The organism is Fredinandcohnia onubensis, assembly GCF_002734215.1.
Lineage (GTDB): Bacteria > Bacillota > Bacilli > Bacillales > Bacillaceae_L > Ferdinandcohnia > Ferdinandcohnia onubensis.
Genome location: NZ_NSEB01000022.1, coordinates 52,198 through 69,547 on the forward strand (window position 1 = coordinate 52,198; position 17,350 = coordinate 69,547).

Below are 17,350 nucleotides of genomic sequence, written 5' to 3' on the forward strand. Positions count from 1 at the left end.
AAATTACGTAATCGTAACAAAAAATGTCTCAGGTTCTAAAATCCAAGATTTATTCCCTGTATATTTCCAGTATGATACGATATATCCAAGCTGTTCAGCATGTGATGTTCCTGCTATGTCCTGGTTGGCTTCGAGCTTATATGGTACACTTCCGTCAATTTTTATAGGATACAGAGTCGGTAGATCAATGACAAATCCTTCTTGGGGTTTGATCAGCTTACCGTCCTGGTCATACACTGTCCCCTCATACACTTCTTTTCTGCTATTGATATCCAATGTATAGGATTTATCAAGTTTTTCACTTTTAACAAGTACTCTATAATTATCCATATATATTACTTTATATCCCAGAGATTGCGAAAGGACTGCAAACTCCTCAGGGCCAAGTATATATTCTGCCTTGTTACCTAGAAATGAGATGATATAGTAATAATTCAGGCCCCCACTTCCACCAACAGGGAGACTTACCATAATCTCATTTGTCTTTTGGTCAGTAAAGTTGGCAAGATTCAGCCATGGAGTATAAGCCATACTGTATTTAGGATACAAAGGAATAATATACGACTGCATGGTCCTCCCGTCCTGTACAATGACTTTTATGTTTTCATAAAAGGGATTCTCTGTCTTTTCACCTACCAAGTAAACAGTATCCGGTATACTGTCGCCATTTACATCACCAATTTGTTTATCAAGCAGATAACTATTTATAGCATTATTCTTCCTATTATTTGTATGAACATATTGATTCCTATAAGGATTCATGTATGGATGTGTATAATTGTTCAACATGTCGACCTCCTTAATGGATTTAATGTAATATATGAAGGTCATCACATTAAGGAACAAAGGCACTTGTAATCCAATCATTGATTTAATGTACTCTTTAATACAAAAATAAGGCGCCTACCTCCTAGTCAAACCAAGAGATAGTCACCTTATCGATTTTCACATTATTTATTGCTCAAATAGTCATTGAGGAATTCTTTCGCTTTTGCACCGTCTGCAACTACCTCTAATCCAGTGTTAACTAAAGGACTTACAGTCGAAACAGCCTTCATTTTGTTTCCTTGGTAGAAGCTAATGAATTCATCTTGATTCACAGAGAAAAGAATGGATTTACGTAATGCCGCGCTTTCAGAAACTTCACGTCCATCCATGTTGAAGGCAAGATATGAAACCCCATTACTCTCGTTTTGTTGAAGCGTTAATTTTTCATCTTCGTTTACAAGGTCATATTTGGTTTCAGGCACACCATTCAAGATATGGATTTCGCCGTTACGTAAGGCAGATAATGCACTGTCAGCATCTTGAATGAATTTCACAACAATTTCAGAGACCTTTGGTTCATTTTCAGTACCTGTCATGTAAGCAGGGTTTTTTACAAAATGTGCTTCATAATCATTTTTATAAGTTAAGATATATGGACCACTTGCATAAAGGTGATTGTCGTATGTTGCACCTTCTGTTACAGTTCTTTGATCACCATAAGGGATATCTTTATTAATGTCAAAGCTTTCTACTTCATACGTATTGATGCTTTCCACTTGTTTTTGTGAAACAATACCAGCAGATTGGTGTGCTAGATAGTTCAATACTTGCGGGAATGGGTTCACAGTTGTTATTTTAACGACTTGGTACGAACCAGAATCATTATTTACTTGTGTTTTGTCAGTAGCTAATTCTTTAATTTCTCCATCAATACCATCTTCTAATGCTTCACGGATGGTTTTACCATCTGCTGTTTTTCCATCAAGTTCACTTAAATCGCTAACGATTGAGATAGACTCCATGTTTTCATGAAGACTGTAAGTACGATGGTCTGGAACTGATTTTGGATCCTTCGCACGGTCTAGAGAAAAGACAACATCTTCGGCACCAACAAGTTCACCTGTATCAACTGCCTTGTTGTCGCTAACAGACGCAAAATGAATATCATCGCGCAGTAAGAAGTAGTAGTCTTCGCTTCCTTCTGCAATTGCGTGATTCAATGAAAGCGAACCATCAGAAACAACCTTGTCATCGTCGGTTAAGTTTACTAAACGTACATACATATTTGTATTTAGGGTATTAATCGAACCGTCATTTCCTTTAATCGGGTCCAAAGATGTTAATGAACTAATAGACTGATGAACAATCAATGGCTGGCTATCGCGTTTGGATTGATCTACGAAGTCGTATTTTTCCCAAACTTGCGCTCTAGATTTTGGTAAACGGACAGTTGATTCATCCACTACTTGGCTGTTTACCGCCTGAGCTTTATATGAAGTGAATAGCGGTACAATATACGCATTGTCTAAAACCACGTGTTGTTCTAACTCTTTGTATGTTTCTTGGTATTCTTCAGGTAATTGTGTAGCAGCTTTTTCTACTAATTCATCTGCTTTTTCATCAGCAAATAAGCTATTGTCACCGTCAGAAGTAAATAATGAACGAACAGCATAATCAGGGTTACCTGTTACAGTTGTCCAGCTATTTACAGATAAATCGTAGTTACCCGCTTCTTTTTGAGCTGTAAAACTACCGTAATCTGGTTGGATATTTAGTTTGACTTCAAAACCATTTTTAGTTAATTGGTCGCGTAAGATGTTCATATTATCTTCGCCAGTAGCCATTCCTAAAATTTCAATCGTTGGTGCTTTCGCTTTTGGATCTGATGTAGCATCATCTTTTACATCTTTTTCAGTTTGAACACAGCCTGTAACAAAAAACATCAATGCTACAAGTAAAATACCTAATTTCTTCATTTACATTCAACCTCCGTTTATTCATTATGATGTGATCTATTTTTTTAAAAATTTAACCTATAAATCTAACTTCGGATCCAATGCATCCCGTAAACCATCCCCCAAGAAGTTAAAGGAAAGTACTAAAAGAATAATGGCTATTCCAGGGAAAATGGCTAAATATGGATTGGTTTCTAAGTACATGCTGCCAATTTTTAAAATATTTCCCCACTCAGGAATATGCGGTTCCACACCTAAGCCTAAGAAGCTTAAGGAACTTGTAGCTATAACGGCGCCACCAATGGTTAACGAAGCTTTCACAATCATTGGAGCAAACGCATTCGGAACAATCTGTTTAAAAATAATTTTCCATTCATTTTCTCCTAATGCTTTGGCTGCCTCAACATATTCCAAATTTGAAACCATCAATACATTTGCCCTCATTGTTCGCGCATACGTAGGTATCGAGCCAACGCTTAACGCGATAATTAAGTTAATCGTACTCGATCCAAATGCTGCAATGATCGCAATTGCTAGCAAGATGCCTGGCACGGCATATAACACATCAAGTAAGCGCATGATGATGTTATCAACCGATTTTTGATAGTACCCCGAGATAGCTCCTAAAAATCCACCAATTACAAGAGGAATCACTGTCGTTAGCAAGCCAACAACCAAGGATATCCTCGCACCGAAAACGATTCGAGAAAAGACATCTCTACCGAAATTATCGGTACCAAAGGGATGTGCAAGGCTTGGCTCTAAAAGTAGTGCATTATAGTCATTATCTGTGGAAAAGGAACTCACAAAAGTCCCGTAGCTAGCAATTGATAGAGCAAACATTAAAAAGATGAATAAAAATCCTAACATAGCCGTAAAATTGTTCGTCATACTTATCCAGAACTTATTCCATTTATCAATGGTTGAAGCATTACTGCTTATTGACTTCATCACCAAGCTATATCCTAAAATCAAACCAAAAAAGTTACCGGTGAAACCAATTAAAAAGATGACAACCCCAAGCCATTTCAATAACGGCTTCACACCCTGTTCAACATCCGTACGCGAAAGGATGATAATCAAAATCAGTTCAATGACCATCGCCAAGATCAATAGGGTCATAGAGGGGATGAATAGATTAGACACATATGGCTTAAACAAATTGAAAAAGGAAATAGCAAAAATGACAAATTGCGTCAGGAACATATAGTACGCAAGGGTGTACTCAATCGAACCCTTCTTTTTTAAGATTCGGAAGGCAAATGCAGCGGTAAACACATTACCTACAAATAAACTTAGTAGTTGAATACCACTCAAGAGTCTTGTGCGTTTCTGTATCGCCCCAAATGTCAATAAATCTCTTTTTATAAGAAGAACAATGGCTCCTTGTATGATTGAAGTAACGAAATAGGCAGCCATTACGATTCCCCAGACTGAACTCCAGGTCCCTTCTGCGAAATCATATGCATTAAAGAAAAAGATGATTGATAATCCGAACGAAAGAAACAAGGAAAAACTAGCATTCTTATATACTTGTGATTGTTTTAGTGCAAACTCCTGTTGTGTCGTCATTTCAAACACCTCTTAAGAACTTTTCATTTGAGAACGAATTCTCGGATTCAATAATGCGTAGATAATATCAACCACAAGGTTTACAAGAGAAATTGTAATTGCAATGTAGACAACCCCACCTAAAATCGATGGAATGTCCGGAACAAATTGTTTATCGACTATATAGCTTCCTAGGCCACTAATATTGAAGACCTTCTCGGTAACAGCAGCCCCGCCGAGCATTCCGCCAAACTGTAAGCCCATCACAGTAATAATTGGAATCATTGCATTCCTTAGAGCATGCTGGATTAGAATCTTTCTAGGGCTTAACCCCTTCGCCTTCGCAGTTACTATGTAGTCTTCATTAATCACTTCAAGGATCGATGAACGTGTCATCCGAGCAATCGATGCTGTCAATCCTGTTCCAAGGACGATGATCGGCATAATAATAGATAACCAATCACCTGGTGAATAGGTTGCGGGCAACAAATTCCACTTAATGGAGAAGTTCAGTATAAAAACTAAACCTTGCCAAAAATTAGGAATCGACAAACCAATTAATGCGATAAACATAAAACTATAATCCCAGATGGAATTTCGTTTCGCGGCAGAAATTATTCCGATTGGTATCGCCAAGACGATAGCCATCACCAAGGAAAATACAGCAATTATTAAAGTAATCGGAAATTTATTCGCAATACTTGTTGCTATATCCTCATTACCTGTATAGGAAAATCCTAGATCAAAGGTGATAATTCCTTTTACAGCATTTGCTAGCTGCACCAAATACGGTTGATCTAGACCGTATTGACGATTAAATTCATTTCGCTGATCCATTGTAGCGGCTTCACCTAAAATGTTCGCAGCTGGATCTGACGGTGAAAAATATAAAATGGTAAAGACGAAGATTGCTACCGATATAATGACGAATATCGTCATCACAAGCCGTTCAAAAATATATCGAAGAATCATTTTGGAATAGATCCATAAGAACAAATACATCAGGATACCCGGAATAAAACTAACCCAAACAAAGGTTGTTTTATGTAAACATTCCCCAAAGAATTGCAGATAAGTAGAATCTTTGATGTTTTTCTCTGACAAAGTAGCTTTAGCCATTTCCTCAGCTTGTTCATCTGCTAGCTTACTAGCTTCGTCACGCATCTCTTTCTTATCTATAGGTTTATTAAAATAGTGCATTTTACTTTTGTATTGATCTTCATAACGCTCAATCCACGTACCGTATGTAGATGATTGTTGAATCGCTTCTATCTCTTTTTGAAGTTGCTGCTTATAGGATGAATTTTTATATTTAAATTGATAAAATAGCCAAGTCATCAAATGAACAGGAAGTCCAAGCAGGATAAATACGAACTTTAGTAAAGGTTGGGTAATCACTCCAAGATAATATTTTTCAAAACTAAACCGTGTTTGTTCATTTGTTTGATCCTTTTCTGAAAGCAAATAATCCCCCCCTCTTTCGAAAAATTCTTATCGTTGATTATTCCTAGTGGTTTAGTGTATATTAAAACCTGTAACAGAAATAAAGTATAGTGATGATATGAAAAGATGTCAACTTATAAAAATTAAAATATATTTTTACTAGAAATAGAGGCAATTCAATATGGAAAAATTATTAACAGTCAACAATGTGCATATCTCTTTCCTTTCTAATAATGAAGTCTTCGAAGCTGTCAAAGGCGTTACATTTGATGTCCGCAAAGGGGAAACACTTGGTATTGTCGGAGAATCCGGTTCTGGGAAAAGTGTAACTGCAAGGTCGATTATGCAGCTGCTCCCTTCTCCACCAGCATTAATGACAGAAGGCTCAATTGAATTTGATGGTAAACCAATCTCTACTTTTACAGATAGTGAAATGGAAAAAATCCGCGGAAAAGAAATCAGTATGATTTTCCAGGACCCGATGTCGTCATTAAACCCGACTATTAAAGTCGGGAAACAAATCGATGAAGTTTTAATCAAACATCAAGGTCTTTCAGCAAAAGATGCCAGACAAGAGTCTATTGAAATGCTGCATTTAGTCGGTATTAAAAATCCTGAAGAACGATACAATCAATATCCGCATGAGTTTTCAGGAGGTATGAGGCAACGGGCCATGATTGCCATGGCACTCGCCTGCCGGCCAAAGCTATTGATTGCCGATGAACCGACAACGGCCCTCGACGTAACGATTCAGGCACAGATTTTACGTTTAATGAAAAAAATGCAAAAGCAGTTTGGCACATCCATTATCTTAATCACCCATGATTTAGGGGTCGTTGCCGGGATGTGCGACCGGGTTGTTGTCATGAAAAAAGGGGAAATCGTTGAAAGAAATACCACGGAGAAGATTTTCTCCTCGCCAAATCATCCTTATACAAAAAAACTGTTGAATGCCCTGCCTCGGCTAGATGAAAAGAAACATCCTAAGGGCGAGATTGACCTCCCAGAAGATATCAATCCGAACCGTCCGTTAATTGAGGTAAGGAAATTAAAACAAGTCTATCCACTTGGTGGTGGAAAAACATTAAAAGCAGTGGACTCAATTAGTTTTTCAATACATGCAGGTGAAACACTGGGGCTCGTTGGAGAATCCGGATCCGGAAAATCGACAACAGGAAGATTGCTATTGCGTTTGCAGGATGCAACGGAAGGGGAAATTCTTTATAAGGGGATGGCGATCAATCGGTTAAATAAGAAACAACTGAAGCAATTGCGTAAGGAAATCCAAATTATTTTCCAAGATCCTTATGCTTCACTCAATCCACGAATGAAGGTTCTGGATATTATCGGACATTCCTTGGATATTCATCATTTAGTGAAGAACAAAGCAGAGCGTAAGGCACGGGTTGAGGAGTTATTAGAGCTTGTAGGTTTAGATAAAGAACATGCGGACAGATTCCCTCATGAATTTTCAGGCGGTCAACGGCAACGGATCGGAATCGCTCGGGCACTTGCAGTTAACCCGAAATTCATTGTATGTGATGAACCATTATCTGCATTGGATGTATCCTTGCAAGCACAAATCGTGGACTTATTAAAAGACTTGCAGAAAAAGCTAGGGCTAACCTACTTATTTATCGCTCATGATCTTTCAATGGTCAAACACATCAGCGACCGTGTAGCAGTTATGAATGCCGGAAAAATTATTGAACTTGCCGAAAGTGAAGAGCTTTACAGTGACCCGCTTCATCCGTACACGAAATCGCTGATAGCGACCATTCCAGTTCCAGACCCCGCAGTCGAGACGAATAAACTAAAGCAAGAAATACCGGAAATGCCTCGTTTTGATTTCAGTCAAAATGAATTGCAGGAAGTAAAGCCTGGGCATTTTGTGTTGAAATAATAATTTGGCCTGTTTCTATTATAGGAACAGGCCATTTCAGTGGCCATTTCAGTGGCCATTTCAGTCACAGTGACGCCCCGAAAATTCTTGTTTCACAAAATAGTTCCACGAGTAGTGATAGGCATTAAGAATGAATCCATTCAGTATTCCACCAATTGGCAATAAAATCATTTTAATATATAAAGAGGTTTGAGCTGATAGATCCATCCCAAAATGTAGTACGTGCAAAAAGGTATTAAGCAACTAAATTCCAAAGTGTTTTCTATTGTTAAAGATTATGATAACGTTATCAATAAGATTCTAAAAAAAGCTAAGGGGTATGGTGTTAACATGGATAAAGCTTTAACAAGTTTGATGAGTGAAGTACAACAGCAGGAAGCGGAGTTAATTTTTGATTCTTTTACAAGTGACGATGCTATGGAAATTGGAACTCGTCTTTACCAAAAAGCTAAGCAGGAGAATTTAAAGATAGGGGTTAATATTTCTGTGAACAGACGGCAACTTTTCCACTGCTCATTAGACGGGGCGACTCCTGATAATGATAACTGGCTAAGAAGAAAAGAAAATGTGGTTTACCGCTTTTTTAAAAGTTCCTATCAAATGTCTCTTTTAATGAAAATAAGGGAGCAAGACTTATGTCAGAGATTTGCATTACAATCTCATGACTATGCTGAATCCGGCGGATCATTTCCCATTACTTTAAAATCAACGGGTGTCATCGGTGCTATAACAGTATCAGGGTTAGCACCGGAAGAGGATCATGCAATGGTTGTCAGCGCCATTCAAGAATATTTGCAAAAATAAAGATTCTACAGGTACTTGCATCATTTATTTATAGATAGAGTAACACCTTTCTAATCAAGCGTTTGAATAGAAAGGTGTTTTATATTCCATATACTTTATCCATTACATTAAAGACTATTATTATTGATTACTTGTTTTGAAGAATTTACCTTTAAAGTTGATTTTCTTACTAATACAAAATAGGATAAAAACGCCATAAAGCTTGCTGAAAAGATAATGATTCCCATTGGAATGGCTGTATATTCTCCTGCTATTCCGACCAGTGGAGCTGTTAACGATCCGAGTAAAAATGGCAAAACACCTAATAGTGCAGATGCACTTCCTGCAATATGTCCCTTTGTTTCCATTGCCAAAGAAAAAGACGATGTGCCAATAATACTTATGGAAGTTACGATAAAGAAAATAGGAATAGCTACAGCAACTAATGGTGCCTTTAATAGAATAGCTATTAGCAATAATATAGCACCGCTATTAGAAATAAATAAACCTATCTTTAAAAAAGATCTCTCCGAAAAAACCGTTAATCGACCTACAGTTTGGGTACCAATGATTAATCCAATACCATTTATACCAAATAACAAACTAAATACTTGAGGAGATACGCCATAAATATTTTGATAGACAAAAGATATACCGGATACATAAGCAAAGATTCCAGCAACAATAAAACCTTGTGTAAAAGCATAACCTGCAAATTCTCGGTCCTTTAATAAAGCTCCAAAATTCCTAACTACTTGAGTAAAATTGCTTGGTACACGCTTTTCAATAGGCAAAGTTTCTTCCAATTTAAAGGAAACTACTAGAATTAAAGCCATACCAATAACAGCTAAAACAAGGAAAACACCTTTCCAATCTGCAAAAGCGAGGATAGCACCTCCTGTTATCGGTGCGATAATCGGGCCAAGATTGCCGATCAACATCAACGTAGCAAAAAACTTCGTTAGTTCTTTTCCGCTGTAGAGGTCTCGAACAACCGCTCTCGAAATGACAATTCCACCTGCAGCTGCAAAACCTTGAACAAATCGGGAAACAATAAACGTATAGATATTTGGTGCTATCGCACATGCCAACGATGATAGTAAATACAAGCTGAGAAAAATAAGCAATGGTTTACGACGCCCCTGCACATCACTCATTGGTCCTATGATTAACTGCCCCAAGCCCAACCCTAACAAGCAAGTGGTTAAACTAATTTGAACTAAAGAAGCATTTGTATGAAAATCATTCACAATAGTTGGAAAAGAAGGCAAATACGTATCTATTGTAAATGGACCCAAAATTGAAAGGCATCCCAGAAGAAAAGCAACCTGTAATCGTTTCTTTTTTGTTAATGTATTCATGTCTTAACGCCTTTCTACATAGAATTTTCTATTAACCTTTCAAATTAACAGCTATTAAAATATTTATTAAGTAGGATGAATAGGTAAATGGTTATTGTTGAAAGGAAAATTAAATTATTCACCTATTGTATAACGTTAGAATGAATTTTTCACTAATAATTCCATTTTCTTTTGAAGGGACGGAGGGACAGGTGTTCCCAAAGTTAAAAACCAACCTTCTCCAAATACAACCCTTCCGCTTCCGCCATACGACCTGTTTGAATTCTTTCTTTTGATTCCAGAATACTTGGTATTGCAGCAGCGTCTTTTTCTCCTAATCCAACTTCAATTAGCGTGCCTACAATTTTCCTCACCATATTGTAAAGAAAGCCATTGCCTCGTACACTAATTTCGATAAAGCCCGCATTTTCATTGATCTCAAGCAAGTATATTTCACGCACCATGGACTTTTTCTTCGACTTTGCGTTGGAATAGGAGGTAAAGTCATGCTTCCCTAGAAAAAAGTGAGATGCTTTTCTCATTTTTTCGATATCGAGCTTTTCTTCCACATGCATACTGTACTTTCGCATGAAGGGATGTGTATATTGCTCGTTCCAAATCTTATACAAATAGGTTTTATCCTTCGCATTATAGCGTGCATGAAAACGATCATGAATTAACGTAACATCCACAACGCTAATATCATTGGGAAGATATCTATTTAAATAATGCTTAACTTCATCTTCCGTTGCATTTTTTTGCATCTTAAAATTAGCGATTTGGGCAAGAGCGTGTACACCTGCATCGGTTCTTCCAGATCCAATAATTTCAATCTTTTCTCCTGCCAACTCTGTTAATACATTTTCAATTTTCCCTTGAATCGTATTGTCACTATTACTAAGTCGCTGCCAACCCTTGTAACGGCCACCATCATACTGAATCGTTAATTTATAATTGTTCATTGCTTTCTCCTTAAGTTCTACGTATTTCTCTGTTATTATAGCTTACTTTATATTCGCTTCATAATGCTCTTCATTTAGTCTTACTACTTCAAGTTCTTTTATATTCTCTTTCAATTTCAATGCTAAACTTTCAATTCCAAAGAATTCTGTAAAAGTATGACTCCCAATGATAAGATTTATCCCTTTAAACTGCGCATATTGAATCGTATACAAATTACATTCACCTGTAATGTATACATCACACTTATTTTCAACTGCTTCCTTGAGGCAAGCAGTTGGTGCTCCATTTCCACAGACTAAGCCCACTCGCTTTATCTTATTGTCGTTAAACTGCCAAGAGTTTACTGGTTCTCCAAGTAGACTTTCAATATTTTTTACTAATTCATCAAATTCAACTTCCTGATCATATTCTGCAATTCTACCAAAATATAAACCTTCCCATTCATGGGTTCTTTTAACAATTTCTAAATTTAACTTATTTAATAAACTATCATTTGTTCCAAAGTTACAGTCATCCAGTGGCAAGTGGTTATAATAGTGACTTATCCCATACTCCGCTAGTTTTTCAATGCATGCCTCTCTTAATCCATATATCTCATCCCATGCATCGTGGTGTGTCACCATCATATCAACACCATGAATTCTTGCTTCCTCTATCGTTTCAAGCGTTAGGTTAACACAGTACCCTACTTTTTTTACTTTTATATCAGCTTGGTATGTAATCCCAGATTCACTAAAATAAATTTCCTTATTTGATATATTAAAAAGGTCATTAATTCGTTCAACAATATAGGAAACATCCATGTATTTACCTCCACGTTTTCATCATGTTTTGCCTTTAACTCTTATTATTGCCTTGGTTGTAATTTGAATTTTTCTAAGTTCTTATCCCTTAGCCATTTTATCATATCCATATATTTCCTAGACGAAAACAATGAAATATATTCTTTCTAAAAACTCAAAGCTATCATGAACAGGGGCCTGTCCCCCAGTGCGCTAACGCTTTAGTTCGATGGGGGTCAGGCACTGACATTTCCAAATTGATTTTCTATTGAACAGAAAAGAAAAATTCCCGGTTTCCTTATGAGGAAAAACCGGGATGAAATTAAATCAGATTCGAAAATCGGTAATGTTTATTTAGGTTAGGCAGTCTTCAAAAATCTCCACACCTATCTCTTCCTTCCAAATTAAGAGATTCAGTAACTGATTACTTTTTTACTTAATAAATTTATTATTTATTTTTATTACCTGAAATTCACTTATAGTTTTCACATTGAAGAAAAAGAAACCAGTTCTTAATTCAGTAATACTTACTTTGCAACTGTTTCTGTTTGTGGAGTGTTTGTGGCGGTACGTGAGACGTTGTTGATGGGGTTCATTGTTAATTTTCTTTCCTTAATTAGGGTCTGATTGGTTAGTCTAATATCCAGGTTGCTTATTCTCACCTGGAAACAAAACAGCGATTATAATAACATCATTATTGAATTGTTCAAAATAAACTTGAAATTTCCTAATAACCATCCTCGATATTCCTTTATAAATACCAAATTCCTCCGTATAAGCCTTTCCTATCAGAGGAATATTTAATAAATCTTCCGTTTCTAAAACAAACTGAGAAATAAAATCCATTGTTTCTTCCGGCGTAAATCTTGGACTTCTAAATTCAACAAGCTTTTTCCTAACAGCAGGAGTCCATATAACTTTACGGGTTTTCATTACATGAAATCCTTTTTAGAAAATGACTTTAATAGGTCTGTTGTGGTAATTCCAAGTCCTTCCTTGTATTGTGCTTCACTTTCTTTAAACATAATGTCAAGCTGTGGGTTTTTCTTTACATCTGCAAATATTGGCTGGTCATCCTCCTCTTGTAGAACAAGAGTAAACCGACCCTTTCCCGGAATGGTAAATTGCACAACTGAATTATCGCGATCCATTTTATCAATATATTTTAGAAGTTCTGCTGATGAGAAAACTTTATTCATAAAATCACCATCCTTTTTTTATTCAGTATAACATCTTTCAAAAGTTTTAAAAAAGCAAGAAGTTATTGCAGGCTATATCTCATTTTCATACTCCGCCGTACTCCTAAATAAGGCTGGTCAATTACCTTTATTTCTTCATTTTTCGTGTGAAAGATATATAACTCACGGTTTTGATTTTTTGAATGTAGTTTTTTATACATTTTTCCATGTCGAATTGCCGTTGCTCAAGTGGTGATGTTTTGTTGTTGATTTAAAAGGAAAGTTTTAAGACTGGAAGGAATGGGAAGACGAATAAAAATGAAATGAATTGTTACTAAAGTGTGTGGTAAAACAAAAGATTCAGTAAACGATCTGAAAATACTAGCCAAAAAACACTGCTACACTACCCTCTTTTCGTGCTGTTGCTAAACAATTCTGTAAAAACAATAGAATTTGTTTTTGATCCCAAGATTCCGGAAGAGAATGTTTATATAATTGATCGTAAGAATTCAAGGCGTTTTCTATTTGTTTTATTGAAAAGTTTGAACTATCACCAGACCCACTAACTCCAGCATAGTAATTATTTGCATCTAATAAATCGTAGAGTATAGTAGCATTATAGTTACCCATGCTAAAACGTGCATAAGCAATTTCTTCTCCCGCTTTATCAAAACCTAAAATATCATGACTCATAGTTTTCCTCCTTCAATAAGCATAAATTGCCAGATATAGTATTCTCAACTTAAAATATCTATGAATATTATAATTAGTTTACATTCGTTACCACTCCTTTCAGTCTTAACTTTAATAAATATTGTTAGTTGAAAAAAGTATAATAGGGGAAAATAGAATAAAGTAAAAATATAGTTTAGAAATTGATCCTGGAAATGTTAGTTACAGGGTATAAAAACAAGAGGAACATCTAATTGAAGTGTGAAAATGAAATGAAAGTGTAGTTGATAATTTAATAGTTTCATAATCTGTAAAAATTGTCAATACCTTAAAATACGTCACAGTGACGACCCGAAAATTCTTGTTTCACAAATAGTTCCACGCATATGCGATAGGCAATAAGCCCAATCCTTGTTATACCAGTGCCTCAATTTATACAATTGGGAAGTTAAAGAATGCGTGAGTAGGATATTAATGTTTTATGCAATGCTAGTGTATATGATTTTGATAAAAACTAAACACACGTCACCTATTCCTTTGGGAAGAGGGACGTGTATTTATTTTGAAAATTCGAGGATGTAATTTAATTTGTAATCGACTGCCCTGTAGCTTTTTCCTTTTCAATAAATCTTCCAATGATTGCTCCACCGATGAATCCAATTATTGCTGGAATTAGCCACGCGAACCCATTATTGCTCAATGGAATCATCCCAATTAAACGAGATAAAAATGGTATATTTACGGCTGATGTCATAGCTTCTGCTACGCTAATAATCACTGTTAATAACACGGCACCCTGAAAGGAGGCAGCGTTTGGTAAGTGCCTATGGAAGATCCCAACCAATATGACCACGATACAAACCGGATAGATTGCCTCATAAAGCGGTGTTGCTAAAAATACGATTCGGTCTACACCTAATAATGCAATGGCAATGCCAAGGACACAAACGATGGCCGCCGTTGTTTTATAACTTAGCTTTCCATTTGTTAAACTATCAAAAAATTGCGCAACAGCTGTAGTCAAACCAATCGCAGTAGTTAGACATGCTAATGCCACCACGATCCCTAATCCGTAGAGCCCGCCTTTACCTAATATCGATTCTACAATACCTAATAATAGTTCGGCCCTATCTATGTTTTGAGGATACACCCCACTAGCTGAAGCCCCTAAATATAAAAGCCCTGAATAAATGATAACTAAAAAGGTAAAGGCGATAAGCCCGGCAAATGCAATCATTTTATTTCTTTCCTTATCAGACCGGTATCCTTTGCCAAAAAGATGTGAAATAAACACACTAGCAACCATAAAACTTACTAATAAGTCTCCTGTTTGATATCCGCCAAGAAATGCATTAACAAAACTACTTGAAATTTCTGTGTCAACTGGTTGTCCAACTGGCGTTATGACTCCATTTATGATGATAGCAATTAAAATGACAACTAATGCAGGTGTTAAAAAAGCTCCCACTTTATCGATAACGTTGTTCCTGTCATTTACAAAATAATAAGTTAACGCGAAGAAAATGATGACAATAGGTGCTGCAGGAATCGATGGGAAAACTGCCTGAAAACCTAATTCATGGGTAACAGCCCCCGTTCTCGGTATGGCAATAAAGCTTGAAAATAACATTATGCCTAGTAGTATCCATTGCGAAAATTTAGGATGCACTTTTTTAGTCAATTGATCAACAGTACCACCAGCATGGGATATAATATAAATCGCTAGTATAGGGAAAAAGACACCTGAAATAATGAATCCGATGTTTCCGCTAAGCCAGCCCGTCCCGGACTGTAGCCCTAAAAATGGTGGGAAAATTAAATTCCCGGCCCCAAAAAATGTGGCAAAAAGCGCAAGCCCAATAATACTACTATCTCTTAGAGTTTTTTTCATATGTAAATCAGCCCTTCTCTTTTAATGTCATAATTTGCTTGAATCCACTTTCTAAGTAGTACATATTTCACAAATATTAAGTAATAGTATAAACTATCGTCTTCCAATAATAGATTTTACTATTCCACCTTTTCTGAAAAATTCGGATGCACTTCACCTACCGTTGTGCACACTAACCCAAGGTAGGGTAGCCTCGTTGTGTTCTTAAGAGGTTTAATTAACCTGTTATAAGTTCTTTACTTATTGGCATTCATACGAGTCATATTTTGTTAGACAAATATTTTTATAATATACCACAAATTTTGCAATAGTTGAAATTTAAAGAACAAAAGATTTTACTGCGGGTCACACGAGTAAAATAGAAAGAGATACGTCACAGTGACGACCCGAAAATTCTTGTTTCACAAATAGTTTCCACGCAAAAAAGAAGGGCCTGACACTCAGTACGCTAACGCTTTAGTACGATGGGGGTCAGGCCCTTTAATTAAAACTATATTTTATTTGGCAAATGTTTATTTATGGTTACATAGATCTTATGGTTTTTGCTACGCACTCCATGGATTTGAGCAGTAATTGCAGATTTACTTGAAAATTAACTGCGATACTCACTCCACATATCCAGTAAATGTGGCAACACATGAGATGCTGGTGATTAAACATCTGTTGAAATAAATGTAGCGATTTTTTAAAAACCAACCTTCTCAAAATACAAGCCCTCAGCATCGGCCATACGGCCTGTTTGGACTCCTTCTTTTGCTACTTTACTTTCAATCTGTTTGAGTTACAGTGGAGATATTCGGTATTCCTTAATATATTAACTAGATTATTGAAGTAAGGTTTTACAATAAAATCTGTAGCTCCGTTTCTAATCGCATCTATAATATATGAGTTTTGCCCCAATGAGGAACACATAATAACTTTTGCATTAGGATCAAATTTTTTAATTTCAATTAGCGCGTTAATACCGTTGACTTTAGGCATTGTTATATCCATAAAAACAATATCTGGTAAGAATTTTTTATATTGGAGAACAACCTCTTCTCCATTGCTAGCTTCCGAGATAACTTTATAGTTTTCTCTGACTATTATTCTTTTTAAATAAGATCTCATAAATAATGAATCGTCAGCAATTAATACTGTTTTTCTCAAGCTCGCCATCCCCTTTTCAACCTATATGCTAATTTTGACGGAATTTATAAAAAAAAGAATCACCTGTTGTTCCTATTCAAATAGGAAGGTGTTCTTATTTCTATTATTAGAAGGGTTCCTATACATTTAATAGCAATAAGGAAAAGGTAGTATTTGAGGTAGTAAAATCCAATTTTAATGGCTAACATAATAATAACCAAACAGACAAAGTCCAAATTAAACATTTTTACAATTCCTTGAAAGCCTTCGTACCATTTAAACTCATATTAAGTATTTCTATAAATACCTTTGAAAACTAAAATATGGAGGAATCACAATGTCAACTCAAATCAAAACTACTCATACTTTCAACGCCCCGCGTGAACTTATATTTAAGGCATTAACTGAATCAGAACACCTAAAGAACTGGTGGGGACCAAAAGGATGGGCATTCGAGGTTTCTAAATCAGATTTCAGTTCAGGTGGTGTCTTTCACTATAGCCAAAAACCTGCCGACGGCAACATAATGTGGGTTAAATTTTTATACAATGAAATTATTCCGCCAGAGAAAATCATTTACACGAGTTTCTTTTCTGATGAAGAAGGTAACACTGTACGTGCACCATTTGACGCAAATTGGCCTATGCAAACTCTGAATACCATCACGCTAACCGAAGACGATGGAAAAACAACTCTTACGATGATTGTCGCTCCTGTATCCCCGACTGTTGAAGAAAATAAAACCTTCGACGATTCAAAAGAGATGGCTCAGGCAGGATATACTGGAACCTTTAATCAATTAGAAGAATACTTAACAGAAATATAAACCGTTGAATATAGCCATAACAAAAACACCGACAACCGGTGTTTTTGTTATTTAAACTATCCTTCAATAAATTACTTGTGCTTTGAGTTTGGTAGTAATTTACCCTGTTCCTGAACTAAGAAGGTCTCCTTTTTGAAATGAGTTCTCCATTCGCAACCCATTTCCTG

Annotated in this window: 15 protein-coding genes; 3 read left to right on the forward strand and 12 right to left on the reverse strand. The window is 36.1% G+C overall.

Translation table 11 applies throughout. The features are described 5' to 3' along the window. Positions 1–3: 3 nt before the first annotated feature. The 4 genes from CKK03_RS21010 to CKK03_RS21025 all read right to left on the reverse strand — a co-directional run bounded on the left by CKK03_RS21010 (position 4) and on the right by CKK03_RS21025 (position 5,738). A complete protein-coding gene (locus CKK03_RS21010; RefSeq protein WP_218962818.1) occupies positions 4–786 on the reverse strand; it encodes a YybI family spore inner coat protein in 783 nt (260 codons plus the stop codon). A gap of 164 nt (positions 787–950) precedes the next feature. Further along, the gene (locus tag CKK03_RS21015) at positions 951–2,744 is read right to left on the reverse strand and encodes an ABC transporter substrate-binding protein (RefSeq protein WP_099364461.1); all 1,794 of its coding nucleotides are present in this window, start codon (positions 2,742–2,744) and stop codon (positions 951–953) included. A 57-nt stretch (positions 2,745–2,801) separates the two neighbouring features. Beyond that, positions 2,802–4,295, reverse strand: a complete 1,494-nt coding sequence (locus CKK03_RS21020) for an ABC transporter permease (RefSeq protein WP_099364462.1) — start codon at positions 4,293–4,295, stop codon at positions 2,802–2,804. Between the two features lie 12 nt (positions 4,296–4,307). Beyond that, positions 4,308–5,738, reverse strand: coding sequence for an ABC transporter permease (locus tag CKK03_RS21025; protein ID WP_245864236.1), 1,431 nt, complete (start codon positions 5,736–5,738; stop codon positions 4,308–4,310). Positions 5,739–5,898: 160 nt separating this feature from the next. Here CKK03_RS21025 and CKK03_RS24200 point away from each other — a divergent pair, with 160 nt between their 5' ends. Together CKK03_RS24200 and CKK03_RS21035 are read left to right on the forward strand one after the other, a co-directional pair. Beyond that, positions 5,899–7,620 (forward strand): ABC transporter ATP-binding protein, encoded by a 1,722-nt coding sequence (locus CKK03_RS24200; protein ID WP_099364463.1) that lies wholly within the window; start codon positions 5,899–5,901, stop codon positions 7,618–7,620. Positions 7,621–7,950: 330 nt separating this feature from the next. After that, positions 7,951–8,424: a heme-degrading domain-containing protein gene (locus CKK03_RS21035; protein WP_142354047.1), complete on the forward strand. Its 474-nt coding sequence runs from the start codon at positions 7,951–7,953 to the stop codon at positions 8,422–8,424. Positions 8,425–8,531: 107 nt separating this feature from the next. On the opposite strand, the gene CKK03_RS21040 is transcribed toward CKK03_RS21035, so the two are convergent. The 8 genes from CKK03_RS21040 to CKK03_RS21075 form a co-directional block, all read right to left on the reverse strand. Further along, positions 8,532–9,764 (reverse strand): multidrug effflux MFS transporter, encoded by a 1,233-nt coding sequence (locus CKK03_RS21040; protein WP_099364465.1) that lies wholly within the window; start codon positions 9,762–9,764, stop codon positions 8,532–8,534. Positions 9,765–9,967: 203 nt separating this feature from the next. Next, positions 9,968–10,705 carry a tRNA pseudouridine(38-40) synthase TruA gene (gene truA, locus CKK03_RS21045; protein ID WP_099364466.1) on the reverse strand — a complete coding sequence of 246 codons (738 nt, stop codon included), beginning with the start codon at positions 10,703–10,705 and terminating at the stop codon, positions 9,968–9,970. A gap of 42 nt (positions 10,706–10,747) precedes the next feature. Next, a complete protein-coding gene (locus tag CKK03_RS21050) occupies positions 10,748–11,509 on the reverse strand; it encodes a Nif3-like dinuclear metal center hexameric protein (RefSeq protein WP_099364467.1) in 762 nt (253 codons plus the stop codon). A 615-nt stretch (positions 11,510–12,124) separates the two neighbouring features. Beyond that, positions 12,125–12,421 (reverse strand): type II toxin-antitoxin system RelE/ParE family toxin, encoded by a 297-nt coding sequence (locus tag CKK03_RS21055; protein WP_099364468.1) that lies wholly within the window; start codon positions 12,419–12,421, stop codon positions 12,125–12,127. Then, positions 12,421–12,687: a hypothetical protein gene (locus CKK03_RS21060; RefSeq protein ID WP_099364469.1), complete on the reverse strand. Its 267-nt coding sequence runs from the start codon at positions 12,685–12,687 to the stop codon at positions 12,421–12,423. Before CKK03_RS21060 ends, CKK03_RS21055 begins: the two co-directional genes overlap by 1 nt. 360 nt (positions 12,688–13,047) lie before the next feature. Then, positions 13,048–13,359, reverse strand: coding sequence for a hypothetical protein (locus tag CKK03_RS21065; RefSeq protein ID WP_180271346.1), 312 nt, complete (start codon positions 13,357–13,359; stop codon positions 13,048–13,050). A gap of 562 nt (positions 13,360–13,921) precedes the next feature. Continuing rightward, on the reverse strand, positions 13,922–15,229 hold the full coding sequence (brnQ, locus tag CKK03_RS21070; RefSeq protein WP_099364470.1) for a branched-chain amino acid transport system II carrier protein: 1,308 nt from the start codon (positions 15,227–15,229) through the stop codon (positions 13,922–13,924). A gap of 756 nt (positions 15,230–15,985) precedes the next feature. After that, on the reverse strand, positions 15,986–16,378 hold the full coding sequence (locus tag CKK03_RS21075; protein WP_099364471.1) for a response regulator: 393 nt from the start codon (positions 16,376–16,378) through the stop codon (positions 15,986–15,988). Positions 16,379–16,694: 316 nt separating this feature from the next. Here CKK03_RS21075 and CKK03_RS21080 point away from each other — a divergent pair, with 316 nt between their 5' ends. Continuing rightward, positions 16,695–17,183 (forward strand): SRPBCC domain-containing protein, encoded by a 489-nt coding sequence (locus tag CKK03_RS21080; RefSeq protein WP_099364472.1) that lies wholly within the window; start codon positions 16,695–16,697, stop codon positions 17,181–17,183. Positions 17,184–17,350 lie beyond the last annotated feature (167 nt).

What these genes read in the sequence shown, in the direction of transcription:
- CKK03_RS21080 (WP_099364472.1), top strand. Translation starts at nt 16,695, where the DNA reads ATGTCAACTCAAATCAAAACTACTCATACTTTCAACGCCCCGCGTGAA.
- CKK03_RS21015 (WP_099364461.1), bottom strand. Translation starts at nt 2,744, where the DNA reads ATGAAGAAATTAGGTATTTTACTTGTAGCATTGATGTTTTTTGTTACA.
- CKK03_RS21060 (WP_099364469.1), bottom strand. Translation starts at nt 12,687, where the DNA reads ATGAATAAAGTTTTCTCATCAGCAGAACTTCTAAAATATATTGATAAA.
- CKK03_RS24200 (WP_099364463.1), top strand. Translation starts at nt 5,899, where the DNA reads ATGGAAAAATTATTAACAGTCAACAATGTGCATATCTCTTTCCTTTCT.
- CKK03_RS21020 (WP_099364462.1), bottom strand. Translation starts at nt 4,295, where the DNA reads ATGACGACACAACAGGAGTTTGCACTAAAACAATCACAAGTATATAAG.
- truA (WP_099364466.1), bottom strand. Translation starts at nt 10,705, where the DNA reads ATGAACAATTATAAATTAACGATTCAGTATGATGGTGGCCGTTACAAG.
- CKK03_RS21055 (WP_099364468.1), bottom strand. Translation starts at nt 12,421, where the DNA reads ATGAAAACCCGTAAAGTTATATGGACTCCTGCTGTTAGGAAAAAGCTT.
- CKK03_RS21050 (WP_099364467.1), bottom strand. Translation starts at nt 11,509, where the DNA reads ATGGATGTTTCCTATATTGTTGAACGAATTAATGACCTTTTTAATATA.
- brnQ (WP_099364470.1), bottom strand. Translation starts at nt 15,229, where the DNA reads ATGAAAAAAACTCTAAGAGATAGTAGTATTATTGGGCTTGCGCTTTTT.
- CKK03_RS21065 (WP_180271346.1), bottom strand. Translation starts at nt 13,359, where the DNA reads ATGAGTCATGATATTTTAGGTTTTGATAAAGCGGGAGAAGAAATTGCT.
- CKK03_RS21035 (WP_142354047.1), top strand. Translation starts at nt 7,951, where the DNA reads ATGGATAAAGCTTTAACAAGTTTGATGAGTGAAGTACAACAGCAGGAA.
- CKK03_RS21040 (WP_099364465.1), bottom strand. Translation starts at nt 9,764, where the DNA reads ATGAATACATTAACAAAAAAGAAACGATTACAGGTTGCTTTTCTTCTG.